General features: G+C 68.8%; 17 protein-coding genes and 2 tRNA genes. 5 read left to right on the top strand and 14 right to left on the bottom strand.

All coding sequences use genetic code 11. The features are described from left to right. Positions 1–248 precede the first annotated feature (248 nt). The 10 genes from NAF06_RS09275 to NAF06_RS09230 all read right to left on the bottom strand — a co-directional run bounded on the left by NAF06_RS09275 (position 249) and on the right by NAF06_RS09230 (position 10,108). Entirely contained in the window at positions 249–1,112 is an 864-nt protein-coding gene (locus tag NAF06_RS09275; protein ID WP_008584032.1) for an ABC transporter ATP-binding protein, read from the bottom strand. Next, positions 1,109–2,029, bottom strand: coding sequence for an ABC transporter ATP-binding protein (locus NAF06_RS09270; RefSeq protein ID WP_008584033.1), 921 nt, complete (start codon positions 2,027–2,029; stop codon positions 1,109–1,111). The genes NAF06_RS09275 and NAF06_RS09270 overlap by 4 nt, the downstream gene beginning before the upstream one ends. Further along, entirely contained in the window at positions 2,022–3,347 is a 1,326-nt protein-coding gene (locus tag NAF06_RS09265; protein WP_008584034.1) for a branched-chain amino acid ABC transporter permease, read from the bottom strand. The genes NAF06_RS09270 and NAF06_RS09265 overlap by 8 nt, the downstream gene beginning before the upstream one ends. Then, a complete protein-coding gene (locus tag NAF06_RS09260) occupies positions 3,344–4,465 on the bottom strand; it encodes a branched-chain amino acid ABC transporter permease (protein ID WP_008584035.1) in 1,122 nt (373 codons plus the stop codon). Before NAF06_RS09260 ends, NAF06_RS09265 begins: the two co-directional genes overlap by 4 nt. 144 nt (positions 4,466–4,609) lie before the next feature. Beyond that, on the bottom strand, positions 4,610–5,548 hold the full coding sequence (lipA, locus tag NAF06_RS09255) for a lipoyl synthase (protein WP_008584036.1): 939 nt from the start codon (positions 5,546–5,548) through the stop codon (positions 4,610–4,612). A 51-nt stretch (positions 5,549–5,599) separates the two neighbouring features. Next, a complete protein-coding gene (locus NAF06_RS09250) occupies positions 5,600–6,616 on the bottom strand; it encodes a zinc-dependent alcohol dehydrogenase family protein (protein ID WP_008584037.1) in 1,017 nt (338 codons plus the stop codon). A 209-nt stretch (positions 6,617–6,825) separates the two neighbouring features. Next, on the bottom strand, positions 6,826–7,584 hold the full coding sequence (locus tag NAF06_RS09245; protein ID WP_008584038.1) for an SDR family NAD(P)-dependent oxidoreductase: 759 nt from the start codon (positions 7,582–7,584) through the stop codon (positions 6,826–6,828). Positions 7,585–7,708: 124 nt separating this feature from the next. Beyond that, complete coding sequence (locus tag NAF06_RS09240) at positions 7,709–8,710, bottom strand: hypothetical protein (RefSeq protein WP_008584039.1); 1,002 nt, start codon at positions 8,708–8,710, stop codon at positions 7,709–7,711. A gap of 75 nt (positions 8,711–8,785) precedes the next feature. Continuing rightward, complete coding sequence (locus tag NAF06_RS09235) at positions 8,786–9,790, bottom strand: zinc-binding dehydrogenase (RefSeq protein WP_008584040.1); 1,005 nt, start codon at positions 9,788–9,790, stop codon at positions 8,786–8,788. Between the two features lie 114 nt (positions 9,791–9,904). Then, a complete protein-coding gene (locus tag NAF06_RS09230) occupies positions 9,905–10,108 on the bottom strand; it encodes a hypothetical protein (RefSeq protein ID WP_008584041.1) in 204 nt (67 codons plus the stop codon). Positions 10,109–10,430: 322 nt separating this feature from the next. Between NAF06_RS09230 and NAF06_RS09225 the strand changes: the two genes are divergently transcribed. Beyond that, entirely contained in the window at positions 10,431–10,715 is a 285-nt protein-coding gene (locus NAF06_RS09225) for an AbrB/MazE/SpoVT family DNA-binding domain-containing protein (RefSeq protein ID WP_080507141.1), read from the top strand. Further along, positions 10,708–11,175, top strand: a complete 468-nt coding sequence (locus tag NAF06_RS09220; RefSeq protein WP_008584043.1) for a type II toxin-antitoxin system VapC family toxin — start codon at positions 10,708–10,710, stop codon at positions 11,173–11,175. The genes NAF06_RS09225 and NAF06_RS09220 overlap by 8 nt, the downstream gene beginning before the upstream one ends. Positions 11,176–11,346: 171 nt before the next feature. Here NAF06_RS09220 and NAF06_RS09215 read toward each other — a convergent pair whose 3' ends face one another. From NAF06_RS09215 to NAF06_RS09200, 4 genes are all read right to left on the bottom strand, one after another. Then, positions 11,347–11,631 carry a type II toxin-antitoxin system RelE family toxin gene (locus NAF06_RS09215; protein ID WP_008584044.1) on the bottom strand — a complete coding sequence of 95 codons (285 nt, stop codon included), beginning with the start codon at positions 11,629–11,631 and terminating at the stop codon, positions 11,347–11,349. Further along, positions 11,624–11,905, bottom strand: a complete 282-nt coding sequence (locus tag NAF06_RS09210) for a ribbon-helix-helix domain-containing protein (RefSeq protein ID WP_008584045.1) — start codon at positions 11,903–11,905, stop codon at positions 11,624–11,626. Before NAF06_RS09210 ends, NAF06_RS09215 begins: the two co-directional genes overlap by 8 nt. Before the next feature lie 357 nt (positions 11,906–12,262). Then, positions 12,263–12,334: transfer RNA gene (locus tag NAF06_RS09205), tRNA-Thr, on the bottom strand. Positions 12,335–12,424: 90 nt separating this feature from the next. Next, the gene (locus NAF06_RS09200) at positions 12,425–13,090 is read right to left on the bottom strand and encodes a DUF7114 family protein (protein WP_008584046.1); all 666 of its coding nucleotides are present in this window, start codon (positions 13,088–13,090) and stop codon (positions 12,425–12,427) included. A gap of 59 nt (positions 13,091–13,149) precedes the next feature. Here NAF06_RS09200 and NAF06_RS09195 point away from each other — a divergent pair, with 59 nt between their 5' ends. The 3 genes from NAF06_RS09195 to NAF06_RS09185 all read left to right on the top strand — a co-directional run bounded on the left by NAF06_RS09195 (position 13,150) and on the right by NAF06_RS09185 (position 15,714). Further along, a complete protein-coding gene (locus NAF06_RS09195; RefSeq protein ID WP_008584047.1) occupies positions 13,150–13,857 on the top strand; it encodes an enoyl-CoA hydratase/isomerase family protein in 708 nt (235 codons plus the stop codon). Between the two features lie 91 nt (positions 13,858–13,948). Then, positions 13,949–14,019, top strand: a tRNA-Gly gene (locus NAF06_RS09190). 528 nt (positions 14,020–14,547) lie between these two features. Continuing rightward, positions 14,548–15,714: an inorganic phosphate transporter gene (locus NAF06_RS09185; protein ID WP_049906676.1), complete on the top strand. Its 1,167-nt coding sequence runs from the start codon at positions 14,548–14,550 to the stop codon at positions 15,712–15,714. Position 15,715: the final 1 nt, after the last annotated feature.

Genomic DNA, 15,715 nt, shown 5'->3' with positions numbered 1-15,715 from the left:
GACCGAAGGGAGCCGCGAGGCTGGGGAGGCGTGAGGTGCGGGGCTGTGCGGGGTGGGACTCGAAGGGGCAGCCGTGAGGCGGGCGCAGGCGAAGTAAGGACCGCAGCGAGCGTGCGCCCGCCTCACGGTTGGGGCTTCGGCGGTCTCGGTCACGTCGATCAGCGTTTTACGACAGACAGCGCCGTACGGCCGAGACATCGACAAAACCGATCCGCAGTCGACCGCCGACGACACCCGAGTACGGACGCTTATCCGCCGAGGAAGTCGCGCCGCACGTCCTCGTCGGCGAGCAGCACGTCGCCGCGGTCGGTGTACCGGTTCCCGCCGTTCACCAGCACGTAGCCGCGGTCGCAGCGGCGGAGCGCCTCCTTCGCGTTCTGCTCGACCATCAGCACCGCCGTCCCCGAGTCGTTGATCCGGTCGATCCGGTCGAACATGTCGTCGACGAGGTCGGGCGCGAGCCCCGCCGACGGCTCGTCGAGCAGCAGGAGGTCGGGGTCGAGCATGAGCGCCCGCCCCATCGCCACCATCTGCCGCTGACCGCCGGAGAGCGTCCCCGCCTTCTGCTCGCTGCGCTCGCGGAGGATGGGGAACCGGTCGTAGATCGTCTCGATCTGGTCTTCGGGCACCTCGTCGAGGATGTACGCGCCCATCTCCAGGTTCTCGCGGACGCTGAGTCCGGGGAAGACGTTGTCGTTCTGCGGGACGAACCCGATCCCCTCGCGGATGATCTGCTCGGGCGCGAGCCCGTGGATCGGCTCGCCCTCGAACTCGACGGTGCCGCCCATGTGGGTCGTGAGCCCGAAGACCGTCTTCATCACCGTCGACTTGCCGGCCCCGTTCGGGCCGACGATGGTGACGTACTCCTCGTCGGCGACGTCGAGGACCACGTCCGAGAGGATCTGGAGGTCGCCGTAGCCGGCGTCGAGGTCGCGGATCCGCAGGATCGCGTCGCCGCCGAGCGCGTGGTCCGTCCCCGCGCTGACCTCGGCGTCGGTGGGCGAGTCGCCGCTCTCCGCCCCGGATTCGGTCGGCGGGCCGTCGCTCTCCGCCCCGGGTTCGGTCGTCTCGGGCGGATCCGCGATGTCGTCGTTCGCGTCGTCGGCGCTCATAGGTCCTCCCCCAGGTACGCCTCGATGACCCGCTCGTCGTTCCGTATCTCGTCGCCGGTCCCCTCGGCGAGCACGCTTCCCTGATGCATGACGATGACGCGTTCGCAGTTGTCCATGATGACGTCCATGTCGTGTTCGACGAGCAGGAAGGTGTAGCCGTCCGCGCGCAGGTCGTGGATCCGGTCCAACAGCTTCTCCTCTAAGGTCGGGTTGACCCCGGCGAGCGGCTCGTCGAGCAGCACCATCTCGGGGTCGGTCATCAGCACGCGGGCCATCTCCAGCAGCTTCCGCTGCCCGCCGGAGAGGTTCCCCGCGTGCTCGTGCGCGAGGTGATCGATCTCGAAGAACTCCAGCGTCTCCCAGGCGCGCTCGCGCAGCGCCGTCTCCTCCTCGACGACCGCGCCGCGGAGGCCGGGCGTCACCGCGCGGATCGCGGACTCGCCGAGCTGTCCCTGCGGCGCGAGCATCAGGTTCTCCAAGACGGTCATCTCGGAGAGCTCCCGGGCGATCTGGAACGTCCGAACCAGCCCCTTCCGCGCGATCTGGTACGGTTTGAGCCCCGTCACGTCCTCGCCCTGGAAGGACACCGTCCCGGCGGTCGGCTCGTGGACGCCGGTGATACAGTTGAACGTGGTCGACTTCCCCGCGCCGTTCGGGCCGATGAGCCCGGTGAGCGACCCGGACTCGACCTCGAAGGAGGCCCCGTCGACGGCGGTGACGCCGCCGAACCGCTTCACCAGCCCCTCGACGCGGAGCGGGGGCGACCCGGACGGCACGCGTTTCGCCGCCTCCTCGACCTCGCCGTCATTCGCCTCCGGTTCGTCGGCGGCCGGGGCCGACGCGTCCACGGCGTCGGCGACGTCGCTCGCATCGGCGACGTCGGCCGGATCGTTCGGATCGGGGGCGTCGCTACTCATCGGACTCACCTCCGGCGGGCCGCTCGGAGAGGTCGACGGCCGCGGCCGTCTCGATCCGGTCGCCGAGGACCCCCTCCGGCCGCCGGTGGATGATGAACACTAAGACGAGGCCGAGGAAGACGAACTGGAGCGGCGCGACGTTTTCGGTCGCGTACGCGAGGAGCGTCACCGGGTCCAGCGTGACGAGCGCGTCAGCGAAGGAGCTGGGCGTCTCGGCGTCGATGAGCCCGCGGACGGCCCCGCCGACGCGCCGCGGCCCCTCGAACAGCACCGCGGCGAAGACGATGCCGCCGAGGACGGAGCCGGTGTTCGACCCGGAGCCGCCGATGATCACCGCGATGAACACGTAGAACGTGAGCAGCGGCCGGAACTGCGGCGTGGGCGAGACGTTGCCCTGACTGCCGAACCAGAGGATGCCGGCGAGGCCCATCAGCGCGCAGCCGATGACGAACACCTTGATCTTCACGAGGTTCACGTCCTTGCCCAGCGAGTTGGCGACGAGTTCGTCCTCGCGGATCGCCTTCATCGTCCGCCCGAACGGCGAGCGGCCGAGGCGTTCGAGCAGGAGGTAGAAGCCGACGAGGAAGCCGGCGAGGACGGCGATGTACCCCCAGCCGATGAGGATGGTGTGCGAGATCCCCAGCCCGTCGGTCCCGAATATCCCGAAGACGAGGTCGCCGAGCGCGGTCGGGTTCCCCGCCTGTCCGTCGACTAAGAACAAGCCGCGGACGGGGTTGTCCGGCATTCCCATCCCGCGGCCGCCGCCCGTCCCGGCACCGATCGCGTCGCGCAGGAAGTTGTCGAAGGCGCTCGACTGCAGCGAGAGCCGGATGATCTCGGAGAGGCCGAGCGTCACGATCGCGAGGTAGTCGGCCTTGAGCCGGAGCGCCGGCAGCGCCGCGATTCCCCCGAGCAGCGCCGCCATCCCCATCCCGGCGAGGATACCGACCGGGAGCGGGAGCCCCAGTCCGGGGGGGCCGAAGGCCGGGTCCGGCGACCGGACGACCATTCCCATCGTGTACACGCCGACGGCCATGAAGCCGGCGACGCCGATGTTGAACAGCCCGGTGTAGCCCCACTGGAGGTTCAAGGCGAGCGCGGTGAGCGCGTAGACGAGGCCGAGGAACGTCAGCGTCTCCATGAGTCCGACGACGCTGTTGAGACCGTCGGTGAACGAGAGCAGCGCCGCGGCCGCGTAGATGGCGAGCAGCGTCCCGACGACGAGCGCGAAGTCGCTCTCCTTCGCGGCCGCGATCACCGCCGCCGTGGCGCTGTCGGGCGCGTCGGGCTCCGGAGCGGCCGAGTCTGCGTCGCTCATGCGGTCGAAACACCTCCGAACAGCCCCTCGGGGCGAAGGAGCAGCATCAGGATCATCACGGCGAACGCCGCGGCCTGATTGAAGTCGGACGGGATCCAGATCGTCGAGGTGGTGAACACGACCCCGATGACCAGTCCGCCGACGATGGCCCCGTAGACGGAGCCGATCCCGCCCAGGATCACGGCCGCGAAGATGAGGAGGAGGAGGAGCCAGCCGAAGTCGAACTGGATCGTGCCGCGGAGCAGGACGTAGAGGTAGCCGGACGCGCCCGCGAGCCCGCCGCCGATGATCCACGTCGCGGTGACGACGCGCTCGGCCGGGATCCCGGTGATGAGCGCGAGGTCCTTGTTGTCGGCCATCGCGCGCATCGCCGTGCCGAGCTTCGTGTGCTGGAGCATGGCGTGCATCGCGAGCATCAGTCCGACCGCGGCCACGAGGATGGTGAGTTCGTGCGCGTTCACCGATATCCCGAGGGGACCGAACGCGAGGTTCGACTGCTCGACGCTGGCGGTCACGCCCCGCCGGTCGGAGCCGTAGCCGAACTGGAGCAGGTAGCGCACGATCAGCGCCGCGCCGATGGAGGCGATGAGCAGCGAGATGCCGTCGCGGTCGCGCATCGGCTTGTAGAACGCCCGGTCGAGCGCCACCGCGAGCAGCGCGGTGACGACGAACGCGGCGACCAGTCCGACGAGGATCGCGCCGGGCGTCGAGAGGATGTGCGCGCCGATGTCACCCGGCGAGGCGTTCCCGGCGTCCCGGACGGTCAAGAGCGCGCGAATTGGCACATCGCCGAATCCGGCGATCAGGAAGGCGACGCCCCAACCCGAGAACGCGCCGACGCTGACGAGGTCGCCGTGCGAGAAGTTCGCGAACGAGAGGATGCTGTACGTCATCGAGAGCCCGATTCCGGCCAGTCCGATCACGAGCCCGATGACGACGCCGTTCCAGAGGTTCGAGCCGAGTCGGTCGACCGAGACCGACCCCCCGATCGGGCCGAGACCGACCCCTCCGAGCTTCGCCGCGAGGTCGACGAGGAGTAGGCCGCCGAGAAGGACGACGAAGAGGAGACCCGGCCGGGCCCGTGCGGCGTCGACGATCGACGAGTCAGTTGTTCCCATGTGTGCGTCTCACTGACGCAGGGTGAGTCACCGAGAGGTAAATAACTCGTTGTTCGAACAATCGTCAAAACGTCGAAAGCGCCTGACAGCTGTCGGGAGACGGGAACGGTTCCACGCACCGCCGCGGTCGTCGCCGCCCGCGGTTCAGTCGCCGCCCGCGGCCCGCGCGTGGCGACGCGCGTCCTCTGGCGACCGACCCTCGCGGACGAGCGCCTCGACGAACAGTTCGCCGGCCTTGTACGACGACCGGACCATCGCGCCCGACGCGCAGTAGAGGAAGTCGAACTCCTCCTCCGCGACCCGCCGCCACGTCTCGAAGACGTCGGGGTGGACGTACTCGAAGACGTCGAGGTGGGACCGCGAGGGTTGGAGGTACTGGCCGAACGTGACCACGTCGACGCCGACCTCGCGGAGGTCGCCGAGCGTCCGGTACACCTCGTGGTCGTACTCGCCGACGCCGAGCATGAGGCTCGTCTTCGTGTGGATGTCGGACTCGAGGTCGACCTGATCGAGGACCGACAGGGACTGCTCGTAGTTCGCGCGGCGGTCCCGCACCGGCCACTGGAGCCGCTCGACGGTCTCGACGTTGTGCGCGATCACGTCCGGCTCCGCGTCGATGATCCGGCGGACTGCATCGGGGTCGCCGCCGAAGTCCGGGATGAGCGTCTCGACGAGCACCTCCGGGTCGCGGCGCTTGATCGCCCGGATCGTCTCGGCGAAGTGCGCCGACCCGCCGTCCGCGAGGTCGTCGCGGTCGACGGAGGTGAGGACGACGTAGTCGAGCCCGATCTCCGCGACCGCGTCGGCGACGTTCGCCGGCTCGTCGGGGTCGAGCGGTTCCATCCCCCCGGTCTCGACGTCACAGAAGTTACAGCCGCGCGAGCAGCGGTCGCCCATGAGCATGAACGTCGCCGTGCCCGGCCCGTCGTTCCCCGACCAGCACTCGCCCATGTTCGGGCAGTTCGCCTCCTCGCAGACCGTGTGGAGGTCGTGGTCGCGGAGGGTGGACTTGATCTCGGTGAACCGACTCCCGGACGGCGGGCGCGACTTCAGCCAGTCCGGCTTCCGGCGGCCGCGTTGCATACCTGACCCTTGGCGTCCGAGCGCAAAAGGGTGCGGGTCGATCCGACCCGGTCAGTCGAGCGAGACGACGACCTTCCCCTGATGCTCGCCGCGCTCGACGTACCGGTACGCCTCGCGGACCTCGTCGAACCGGAAGACGCTGTCGACGACCGGCGTCGTGCCCGTCGCCGCCAGCGCGTCGGTCATGCGCTCGAACATCGCCTGACTGCCCACGCCCATCACGCCCTCGACCGTCAGCCCCTTGCCGAGGATCGGGCCGGGGTGGACGCGCCCCTCGCCGCCGGCGAGGACGCCGATGAGGTGGACGTGACCGCCCGGGGCCGCGGCGTCGAGCGACTGCTGGAGGGTCCCCGCGCCGCCGACCTCGACGACGTGGTCGACGCCGCCGGTCGACTCGGCGACGGCGTCGCCCCACTCCGGCGTCTCCTCGTAGTTGATCGTCACGTCGGCACCCAGCTCGCGGGCGGTCGCCAGCTTGTCGTCGCTGGAGGAGGTGACGACCGTCCGGGCCCCGTGGTCCTCGGCGAACTGGAGCGCGAACGTCGCGACGCCGCCCGTCCCGAGCGCGAGCACCGTCTCGCCGGCCGAGAGCCCGCCGTCCTCGACGAGCGACCGCCACGCGGTGAGCCCCGCACACGAGAGGCAGGCCCCCTCCTCGTACGAGAGGTGGTCGGGGAGCGTCGTGAGACTCGCCGCGGGGAAGGTGACGTACTCCGCGAGCGCGCCGTCGATGTTCCCGCCGGTGGTTCGGGCCCCCTTCTCGGGCGCGTACTCGCCGTCGAGCCAGTCGGGAGCGAACGGCGTCGCGACGCGGTCGCCGGCGGAGAGCAGGTCGACGTCCTCCCCGACCGCGACGACCTCGCCCGCCCCGTCCGAGAACGGGATGACGGGAAGCTCCGCGCCCGGATACGTCAGGCCCTCGTCGGCGATCGCGAGGTCGCGGTAGTTGAGCGACGCCGCGTGAATCCGGATCTGCGCCTCGTCGGCCGCCGGTTCGGGGCGCTCCCGCTCGACCTCGACGACTCCCTCGTAGTCCGTCGTCTCCTCCTGAACCTCGTAGGCTCGCATGGCCGACGATCGGGGCCGGACGGGTATGCGCCCACGGCTCGCCAACCCCCTCGCCGCCACCGACACCGACAAGTCGGCGGGGGATCCCGACCGGCCGAGCGCACTCGTAGAGCGCACCCGTCGCCCCCGGCGATCAGACGCTCGGTCGGTCCGGGCGCTCGGTCGGTCCGGGCGCTCGGTCGGTCCGGGCGCTCGGTCGGTCTCCCGATTCAGCGCTCCTGTTCGGTCGGCCGGATCAGCAGTTCGTTGAGGCTCACGTGGGCGGGCTGGGCGACGGCGAACCGGATCGACCGCGCGATGTCTTCCGGCTGGAGCGCGTCGAGCGACCCGACCCACTCCTCGGTCTGCTCGCGGATCTCCTCGTCGGGGATGTGCTCCTGTAGCTCCGTCTCGACCAGTCCGGGCTCGACGACGGTGGTGCGGATGCCGTCGGCGGCGACCTCCTGGCGGAACGCCTCCGTGAATCCGTTGACGCCGAACTTGGTGGCGTTGTAGCCGCTGGCGGTCGCGGAGGCCCGCCGCCCGGCAACCGAGGAGACGTGGACGACGTGGCCGCCGCCCTGTTCCTGCATGACCGGCAGAGCGGCGTGGGTGGCGTTCATCAGCCCGAGGAGGTTCACCTCGACCATCTGCCGCCAGTTGTCCGTGTCGGCGTCCTCGACCGCCTCCAGCAGCATGACGCCGGCGTTGTTGACGAGCACGTCCAGTCGGCCGAACTCGTCGACGGTCGTTTCGATCAGGTCCTCGACCGCCGCCTCGTCGGTGACGTCGGTCGGGACGACGAGCGCCTCCCCGCCGTCCGCCTCGATGCGGTCGGCCACCGTTTCGAGCGCCGCCTCGCGGCGGGCGGCCACGGCCACGCTGGCCCCGGCGTCCGCGAGCGCCTCCGCGGTCGCCGCGCCGATGCCGGAGGAAGCGCCGGTGACGATCGCGACCTCTCCGTCGAGCGCCGTCGGTTCGAATGACATCGATTCGGTCGTCGGTCCGCCGAGAAAAAAGGGTGTCCGAACCCGCACGGACCGAGGGCGACACAGGGCTGATGCGTCTCGAACCGGGCGGGCCGACGCCGTCGGCGCGGACCGGCCTCTCGATTTACGCCTCGGGGACGAACACGTTCATCGACGGCGTCTGGATCCCCTGGAACTTGTTCTTCCAGTTGTACGCGATGTTGAGCACGCGCCGCCGGTCGTCCGGCGGTCCGGTCACGACGCTCACGGAGGTGCCGTCCTCCGGGATTTCGATCCGCGTGTCCCTCCACTCGAAGCCCGCGAGGAGATCCGCCGGGTTCTCGACGGTCACCGCTCCGGTGTTCCTGTTCACCTCGTAGAGGCGGTAGGCGTCCGTCTCGATCAGCCGCTTGATCTCGTCGAGGTCGCGGTCGAAGTGCGCTTCGAGCGCGTCAGCGGTGTGGTAGCCGCAGACGATCAGGTGCGCGAACGTCTCGATGGCCCGGGGGTCCTGCTCCGCCGCGCGGAGGTGGTCGAAGTACGCCAGCTTCTCCTCCCTGTCGAGTTCGAGTATCTCGTCGATGATCCGCGCCGCCTCCCGCTCCGTCTCCGAGGCGTCCGGGTCCGCGAGGACCTCGTCGGCGCGCGACCCCGTGTTCTGCCCCCGCGACACGTCGACGACGTTCTTGAGGTGTTTCGCCCGGTCGTACACCGCCGACTTGTACGACCAGTCGCGCACGTCGTCGGGGTAGTCGTCGAACTGCCGGAGCAGCGCCTCGCGGTCCTCCGGGAACCCGATCTCCTCGCGGAAGTCGCTCCACGCGGTGGCGTCTCTGAACAGCCCGAAGTCGGTCAACGTGTCCTGCCCGAGGTTCGCCCGCGTGCCGCCGCTGGCGACGAACTTGGCCTCGACGAACGTCTCGCCGTCTGGCGACTCGACGACGAGGTCTCCGAGCGAGTCGTAGGAGTTGCCGGCGTGTCGCACCGCGGTCCGGTCCGGGAAGTCGCTCCGGAGCCGGTCCGCGAGCGCCTCGGCGAGGTCGCGTCGGCCGTCGTCGATCAGGTCGCCGCCCGGCTCCGCGCCGTTCGCGAGCCGCGCCGTCAGCCGCTCCGTGGCCTCGACCCAGCCGCGCTCGTGTTTGCCCATGTGGTGTGTCGCTCGGAGAGTGGGAGATAAAAAAGCACGTACGGCGGCGGGCCGGCCGCTCAGGGCTCTGGCGATCTATTCGTTGACGAGCAGGAGCTTCCCGACGAAGTCGCCGGCCTCGGCGCGGCGGTGCGCGTCCGCGACGTCCGCGAAGGCGTACCGCTCGTCGATATGCGGCGCGACCGCGCCCTTGTCGACGAGCGAGGCGATCGTCTCCAGTTCGTTCCCGACGCGCTCCTGCCCGTCGCCGAGCAGCACCGGGAGGATGACGAGGACGACGCCGAGCGAGAGCGACGTGGCGTGCATCGGCGACAGGTCGACGCCGTCGGCGTCGCTCGACTCGGTCGTGACCACGGAGCCGAAGGGACGGACCGCCTCGAACGACGCGTTCAGGTGGTCGTCGCCGACCGGGTCGAACACGACATCGAAGCCGACGCCGCCGGCGTGCTCGTCGACGTACGACTCGACGCTCGTCTCCGTGTAGTCGACGGTCGCGTCGGCTCCGAGGTCGGCCGCCAGCGACCGCTTCTCGGCGGTCGACCCGGTCGCGGTGACGGTCGCGCCGAACCAGTCGGCGAGCTGGACGCCGACGTGGCCGACGCCGCCCGTCGCGCCGTACACCAGCACGTCGTCGCCGATGTCGACACTAGCCTTGTCGGCGAGCATCTCCCACGCGGTCAGGGCGACCACGGGCAGCGCGGCGCTGTCTTCGAGCGGGATCGACTCGGGGGCGTGCGCGAACGTCCCCGCGTGGCCGACCACGTAGTCGGCGAGCGCGCCCTGCCGCCCCGCGCCGCCGGGCATCCCGTACACCTCGTCGCCCGGTTCGAAGGCGTCGACGTCCTCGCCGACGGCGTCGACGACGCCGGCCACGTCACACCCGAGCGTCGCCGGGAACGCCGGCGCGAAGTCGGGGATGTGGCCCCGGCGGATCTTGTAGTCGACCGGGTTAACGCTGGAGGCGACGACCTCGACGCGGACTTCGTCCGGGTCGGGGTCGGGAATCTCGACCGTTCGCCGCTCGAATGCGTCCGGGCCGCCGAACTCGTCGATCACGTACGCGTCCATCTCGGAACTCATCTCGGATCCGGGTTGGCGACTCGGTGGGGTATATCCGGCGTCGGAGGAGAGCCGTGTGGGCTTTCGCGGGAGCGTTCCCCTCACCGTCGAGTCGAGCGAAAACGATGAAAGTGCTCAATCCCGCCGTCGGACGAGGGACAGATGAACGAGCAATCCGGGGATACCCAAGAATCCCAAGACGACACCCCGGAGTCGCGGACTGGAGAACCCCCGCTTCTCCGAATCGGAGTACACGTAGTAGCCGATAGTGGGCCAAAAGACGAGTAGATACAGCCCGACCCGAAGCAACACGGCGTTGTAAGCGGTTAGGAGGCTCATCTCGCTCTCACCTCGTCGACGCGGGGAGCGGTATCGGGACAGTCAGTCAGGCACTGAGAAATGCCTATCGGCGTATTTTTCACCGATTTACTCGTTTTCGGCGGCGTACGCGCCGTCACGGCGCTCGATACGCGCGACGACGACTCACCCGTCGTCACTCTCTCTTCGTGCCGACGAGATACACCGGTCTCACCGACAGTCGTTTCGGCGGAGCCCCGTGCGCCGCGTACCAGCAGTCGGTGGCACGGTTCCGTTATTCGGAAACGAGGCTAGGAACAGGACTTACCCGAACGACTATATTTTTCCCACACTAAGTGGGAACATGACCAAAGTGGACTCGAAGGGCCGAATCGTTCTCCCACAGGAGGTTCGGGAGCGTCTCGACATCACTCCGGGTACGGAGGTGGAGGTCCGCGAAGAGGACGGAAAGGCGGTCGTGAAGCCCGAAGACGATCCCGACGCGATTCTGGAACGGATGGAACGGCTCGTCGCGGAGGCGGCTTCGAACGGGGAGGAGACGACGCCGCTTCCCGAAGGGGCCGATCCGATCGCCCGAAAGCACAGAGAGGTGGTTCGGCGAGGGGCGGAGAAGCACCGCGATGAGTGACGTCGGTGGCCCGTATCTGTTCGACGTCGGAGTGATCGCCCTCGCACACTCGTCGGCACCGGTTCGCGACACCGCACTCTCGTACGTTCGGGAGGCCGTCGCCGGAGAGATCGACGCCGTCGTTCCGTATCCGGCCCTGTTCGGAGCCCACACCGTCCTCACGACATACTACGGGTATTCGAACGGAGACGCGTCGCGTCTGCTCCGGAACTTCACGGACGCGAGCCGGATCCACTGGTACGACCGGATGCCCCGAGACGCGGTCCGAGGCGGGTTGTCACGCGCGAGCGAGGCGAACGTCGGCGGATGGGACGGGTACTACGCGCAGGTCGCGATCGACGAGGGAGCGACGACGGTGCTGACGATCGACGACGACTTCGAACGGTTCGACGCGTTCGAGACCGAGGTCATTCTGTCCCCCGACGAGTTCGCCGAGCTGAACGAGTTCCTTCGAGACTGACTCCGACGCGTCTCTCGAACGTACGCGAGCGGCGGAGTCGTATCGTCAGTAACTGACGTACGCGAGGATTTTCTCCGGCTTCGTCTCCAGATGCGCGAATACGTGGGCGACGCGTGCGACTTCATCGACATCCTCTACCTGTATCTCGCCGCATCGAGGGCGTTTCGTCGCTTAGTCGTCGTCAGCGGTGTACGCGCCGCCACGACGCTTGATACGTGCGACGACGAGTCGCTCATCGTCCTGACGGAATGTCACGGAGAGACGGAACTCTCCGATGCGTATCTTCTTGTGTGGACTGTTCTGGAGTGGCTCCCCATAGTCCGGCGGGTCGCGCCACGGCGAGGAGACGTTTTCATCGAGCTTGTCGAGTATCCGGTCTTGCTCGGCGGGAGATAGACCGTCGAGGTCGTCCTCGGCTGTCGAGGAGAGTTCCCACGTCCACCCGTCGTCACTCATCGCTCGTGCCGAACCGCTCGCGGGCTTCCTCGGCGCTCGTTGTTCGCCCCTCGCGGATGTCCTCCTCGGCTTCGAGCAGAGCGACGAGTTCGTCCCGGTCGAACGTCGGGAACTCGATGGCGTCTCGAAGCGTGTACCGGATGAACTCGCTTCGACTGTTGAACCCGCGTCCCTGCCACGTATCGTCTATCTGTTCGAGGAACGACTCGGTGACTTTGAAATTCACCGTGGCGATGTCGTCTCCGCCGTCGTCGTTTGTGGCCGCTTCGGACATATAGATGTAATACGCTGGTCTTACCAATAGTCGTTCCGCCGGAACCCCACTCGCCACATAATCATCGTGGATAGCCGCATCGAGGCGGTTGTTCTATCATATTCCTGACTATGCTTCACTCGTTCCTCTATAAGCGCGAATTAGCGAAATCCGGAGTGTTCCTGAGGGGACGCGCTCCCGGTTGATTTCGGGTCTATCCCGCCGTAGTCTGCGGGTTTGTTTGTGTGTCCTGACATTTAATCGAATCGCCATACGGCGAGGGATGTCCTGTTTAGCGAGAGAAGCGAATCTTGAGCAGGTTTCGTTCAAACGAGCGTGGACAGAAAAGTGTGCGCACAAGGAGTGTACGGAGGAAAGAGCCTAGGCCGAGATTTGAACTCGGGGTCTCGTCCTTACCAAGGACGCGCTTTACCGCTAAGCTACCCAGGCGCGATTGGTCGTTGACCGGATTCGACTTTAGGGGTTTCGATTTGCGGGCGCGGCGTCGGGGGATCGACCCCCCCCGTCGCCCGCGTCGACTCACCGGTCCGTCGCGCTGACGGCGCGCTCGGAGATGTCCGCGATGCGGTCGGCGGTCGCCTCCGGCAGCGCGCTGCCGGCGGGCGGGAACTCGCCGTCGCAGTCGGCGGCGAGGTCGCGGGCGTACGCGAGCAGCTCCTCGGGGGTGTCGCCGCCGACCGCGGTGGCCCCGGCGACGACCGCGAGTTCGAGGGCGTCCACCTCCAGGTTGCGGTCGAGCGCGGCCGCCGTCTCCGCGTCGGCGTCCTCGCGGTCGCGCAGCGTCTGGTCGCGGCCGAACGCGCGTACTACGTCGACCGCGGGGCGGGCGGCGTCGGTACACGCTAAGAGCGAGAAGCCGCGCGAGACGAGCACGTCGGCGGCGAGGATCTCCATGTCCGCGTCGATGTCGGCCGCGGCGGTCGGCGCGGTCACCCACGGCTCCTCGCGGGCGACCGTCCGGGTGAGGCGCAACCCCTCGTAGATGAGCTGCACGCCCGCGGCGCGGTCGGCCACGTCGCCGAGGTCGACCTCCGGCTCCAGCGCGCGCGCGGTGACCAGCGCCAGCACGCCGGGGGTCACCGCCGCGTCGCCGATCCGGGAGTCGAGGGCCTCGCGGAGCTGTTCGGGTTCGACGTCCGCGAGCGCCTCGCGCGCGGCGTCACGCGCTCGCGCGGCATCGTCCATTGTCGTTCGGTAGACGAGCGAAGGGCAAAGACCTTTGGAAACGAACGGGACCACGTCCCGTGATCCGAACCCGAACCGACGGCGGCGTGCGCGTCGTCACGCTCGACCGCCCGGCGGCGCGCAACGCGCTCAGACCGCAGGACCTGCGCTCTCTGCGGGAGGTCTTCGAAGGGGCGGAAAGCGAGGCGACCCCGCCGGTGACGTACCTCCGCGGCGCGGGCGACGCCTTCTGTGCCGGCGCGGACCTCGACGCGGTCGCCGACCTCGACGACCCGGAGGCGTTCGCGCGACGGGGGCAACGCGTCGCCGCCGCGATCGAGGAGTCGCCGTCGGTCGTCGTCTGCGGGGTCGACGGCGCGGCCCGCGGCGGCGGCGTCGAACTGGCGCTGGCGGCCGACGTGCGCGTGGCGACGCCGCGGGCGACGTTCGGCGAGCCGGGCGTCGACTTCGGGTTGTTCGGCGCGTGGGGCGGCACGGTCAGGCTCCCGCGGGTCATGCGCGAGGGCGACGCGCTCGATTTCGCGCTGTCGGGGCGCGTCCTCGACGCGGAAGAGGCCCGCCGGACGGGACTCGTCTCGCGCGTCGTCGACGACCCCCGGTCGGTGGCCGACGAGGTCGCGGCGGGGGAGTCCGACGCGCTCGCGGCGATCAAGCGCCGGCTCCGCGACCGACGAGACGACGAGACGCGGGAACGCGCGGAGGCCGAGGCGTTCGCCGACCTCCACGATGCCCACGCGGAGGCGATCGCCCGGCGGAACGAGGAGTGACCGGGACGACGGGGGCGGCGACCGCGCCGCCCCGTCGTCCGGATGTGATAGACTTAAGTGAGTCTCCGGCCAACTGCCGGATGCGAAGCACGCACCGGTAGTGTAGTGGTATCACGCAACCTTGCCATGGTTGCAACCCGAGTTCAAATCTCGGCCGGTGCATTCTGCGAACGGAGTGAGCAAAATCACCGAGAGAGAATTGAACGCTATCAGCCGCGGCTGATGCTGCGGGGAACATCTCACACCTCAACTAACCGTTCACAAGCGAGGGTCGCAGATCGCCGTCGAACGCTGCCCTCGCCGGCTGCCGTTTTGAGTCCCGCCCCTCCGGAAGGCGTTCCTGCTCGCTTCGCTGCGCGGGCTGCGACTTCCGTGCTCCCGCTCGCTCCGCTCGCGGGAACGCACAGCGACCGAACCTCACGCCTCCCCAGCCTCGTCGCTGGTCCCTCCGCTTCGCTCCGGGACCAGCGACTCCCTCGCGCGTGCTGGCTCGCGGCGCTTCGCGCCGCTCGCAGGCACGCGCCACCGACTCTTTTGTTCGAAGTAACCCGGAACAGAACTCGTCGTTACTCGGCTACCGCGCGCGTTCGCACCCGTCAGGCCCGTGACCGTGACACGGGTGTGGCGCGCGCGGGTCGACGCCGACGGACCCCGTCCGTTTAACAGCGCGTGCGTACTCTGTTCGCGTATATGGTAGAGATTCTTCTTCTCGTGGGAGTCGCGGTGGCGGCGTTCGTCGGGTACAACATCGGCGGGGCGACGACGGGACCGGCGTTCGGCCCGGCCGTGGGCGCGGACGTGCTGTCGAAGTCGGGCGCGGCGGCGCTGATGTCCGTGTTTTTCTTCGTCGGAGCGGGAACGCTCGGCCAGCGGGTGGTGACGACGCTGGGGGAGGACCTCGTCACGGGCGCGAACGTGTTCACGCTGGAGACGAGCATCATCGTCCTCTTTTTCATCGGCGGCGCGCTGTTCGTCGGCAACTTCGCCGGCGTCCCGGCCTCGACGTCGATGACGGCCGTCGGCTCCATCGCCGGACTCGGCGTCGCGACGAACACCCTCGACTGGGCCGTGATGGGGGAGATCGCGATCTGGTGGCTCGTCGCCCCGATCATCGGGTTCTGGGTGTCGGGCGTCGTCGGCCGGTACTTCTACTCGGCCATCGACGACTGGGTGGCGATAGACAGCACCGAGGGGGCGCTGTTCGAGTTCGACCGGTCGGGGCTGATCCCGAAGCCCGTCCCCGGGCCGAACACGACACGCCGCGAGCTGTTCGGCGGCTTCGTCGTCATCGCCATCGGCTGTCTGATGGCGTTCTCGTCGGGCACCTCGAACATCGCGAACGCCATCGCACCCCTCGTCGCGCTCGACGGCGTGGAGATGACGCCGATGATCCTGCTCGGCAGCGCCGCGGTCGCGGTGGGCGCGTTCACCATCGCCCGGCGGACGCTCGACACGCTCGGCAACGACATCACGGACCTCCCGCTGACGGCCGCCATCGTCGTGGCGGTCGTCTCCTCGGGGATCGTCATCAGCCTCTCCGCGGTCGGGATCCCCGCCTCGTTCGTTATCATCGCGACGATGTCGATCGTCGGGCTGGGCTGGGGGCGCGCGACCCGCACGGTGACGGTCCGACAGGGGATCAGCGGCGAGAAGGAGCCGACGGTCTCCGTCGGCGCGCTGGCGGCCGACGAGATGCCGGAGATCGGCGAGGGGGACGCGAGCGACGTCCCCTCGGCGTCGGACCTGTTCAACCCGGGGACGAGCGCGCGCGTCGTGCTGATGCAAAACGTCGTGCCGATCCTCTCCACGGTCGGCGCGCTGGTGACGTTCACCCTGCTCTTCGCGTTCGTCTGGTAGC

It is taken from the genome of Halorubrum hochsteinianum, assembly GCF_023702125.1.
GTDB lineage: Archaea > Halobacteriota > Halobacteria > Halobacteriales > Haloferacaceae > Halorubrum > Halorubrum hochsteinianum.
This window is presented reverse-complemented; position numbering and strand designations above follow the sequence as displayed.

Excerpts from the sequence above, each read along its gene's own strand:
- NAF06_RS09200 (WP_008584046.1), bottom strand. The coding sequence starts at position 13,090 with ATGGACGATGCCGCGCGAGCGCGTGACGCCGCGCGCGAGGCGCTCGCG.
- NAF06_RS09220 (WP_008584043.1), top strand. The coding sequence starts at position 10,708 with ATGAGTGACGTCGGTGGCCCGTATCTGTTCGACGTCGGAGTGATCGCC.
- NAF06_RS09260 (WP_008584035.1), bottom strand. The coding sequence starts at position 4,465 with ATGGGAACAACTGACTCGTCGATCGTCGACGCCGCACGGGCCCGGCCG.
- lipA (WP_008584036.1), bottom strand. The coding sequence starts at position 5,548 with ATGCAACGCGGCCGCCGGAAGCCGGACTGGCTGAAGTCGCGCCCGCCG.
- NAF06_RS09270 (WP_008584033.1), bottom strand. The coding sequence starts at position 2,029 with ATGAGTAGCGACGCCCCCGATCCGAACGATCCGGCCGACGTCGCCGAT.
- NAF06_RS09240 (WP_008584039.1), bottom strand. The coding sequence starts at position 8,710 with ATGGGCAAACACGAGCGCGGCTGGGTCGAGGCCACGGAGCGGCTGACG.
- NAF06_RS09250 (WP_008584037.1), bottom strand. The coding sequence starts at position 6,616 with ATGCGAGCCTACGAGGTTCAGGAGGAGACGACGGACTACGAGGGAGTC.
- NAF06_RS09275 (WP_008584032.1), bottom strand. The coding sequence starts at position 1,112 with ATGAGCGCCGACGACGCGAACGACGACATCGCGGATCCGCCCGAGACG.
- NAF06_RS09225 (WP_080507141.1), top strand. The coding sequence starts at position 10,431 with ATGACCAAAGTGGACTCGAAGGGCCGAATCGTTCTCCCACAGGAGGTT.
- NAF06_RS09215 (WP_008584044.1), bottom strand. The coding sequence starts at position 11,631 with ATGAGTGACGACGGGTGGACGTGGGAACTCTCCTCGACAGCCGAGGAC.
- NAF06_RS09185 (WP_049906676.1), top strand. The coding sequence starts at position 14,548 with ATGGTAGAGATTCTTCTTCTCGTGGGAGTCGCGGTGGCGGCGTTCGTC.
- NAF06_RS09245 (WP_008584038.1), bottom strand. The coding sequence starts at position 7,584 with ATGTCATTCGAACCGACGGCGCTCGACGGAGAGGTCGCGATCGTCACC.
- NAF06_RS09230 (WP_008584041.1), bottom strand. The coding sequence starts at position 10,108 with ATGAGCCTCCTAACCGCTTACAACGCCGTGTTGCTTCGGGTCGGGCTG.
- NAF06_RS09210 (WP_008584045.1), bottom strand. The coding sequence starts at position 11,905 with ATGTCCGAAGCGGCCACAAACGACGACGGCGGAGACGACATCGCCACG.
- NAF06_RS09235 (WP_008584040.1), bottom strand. The coding sequence starts at position 9,790 with ATGAGTTCCGAGATGGACGCGTACGTGATCGACGAGTTCGGCGGCCCG.
- NAF06_RS09265 (WP_008584034.1), bottom strand. The coding sequence starts at position 3,347 with ATGAGCGACGCAGACTCGGCCGCTCCGGAGCCCGACGCGCCCGACAGC.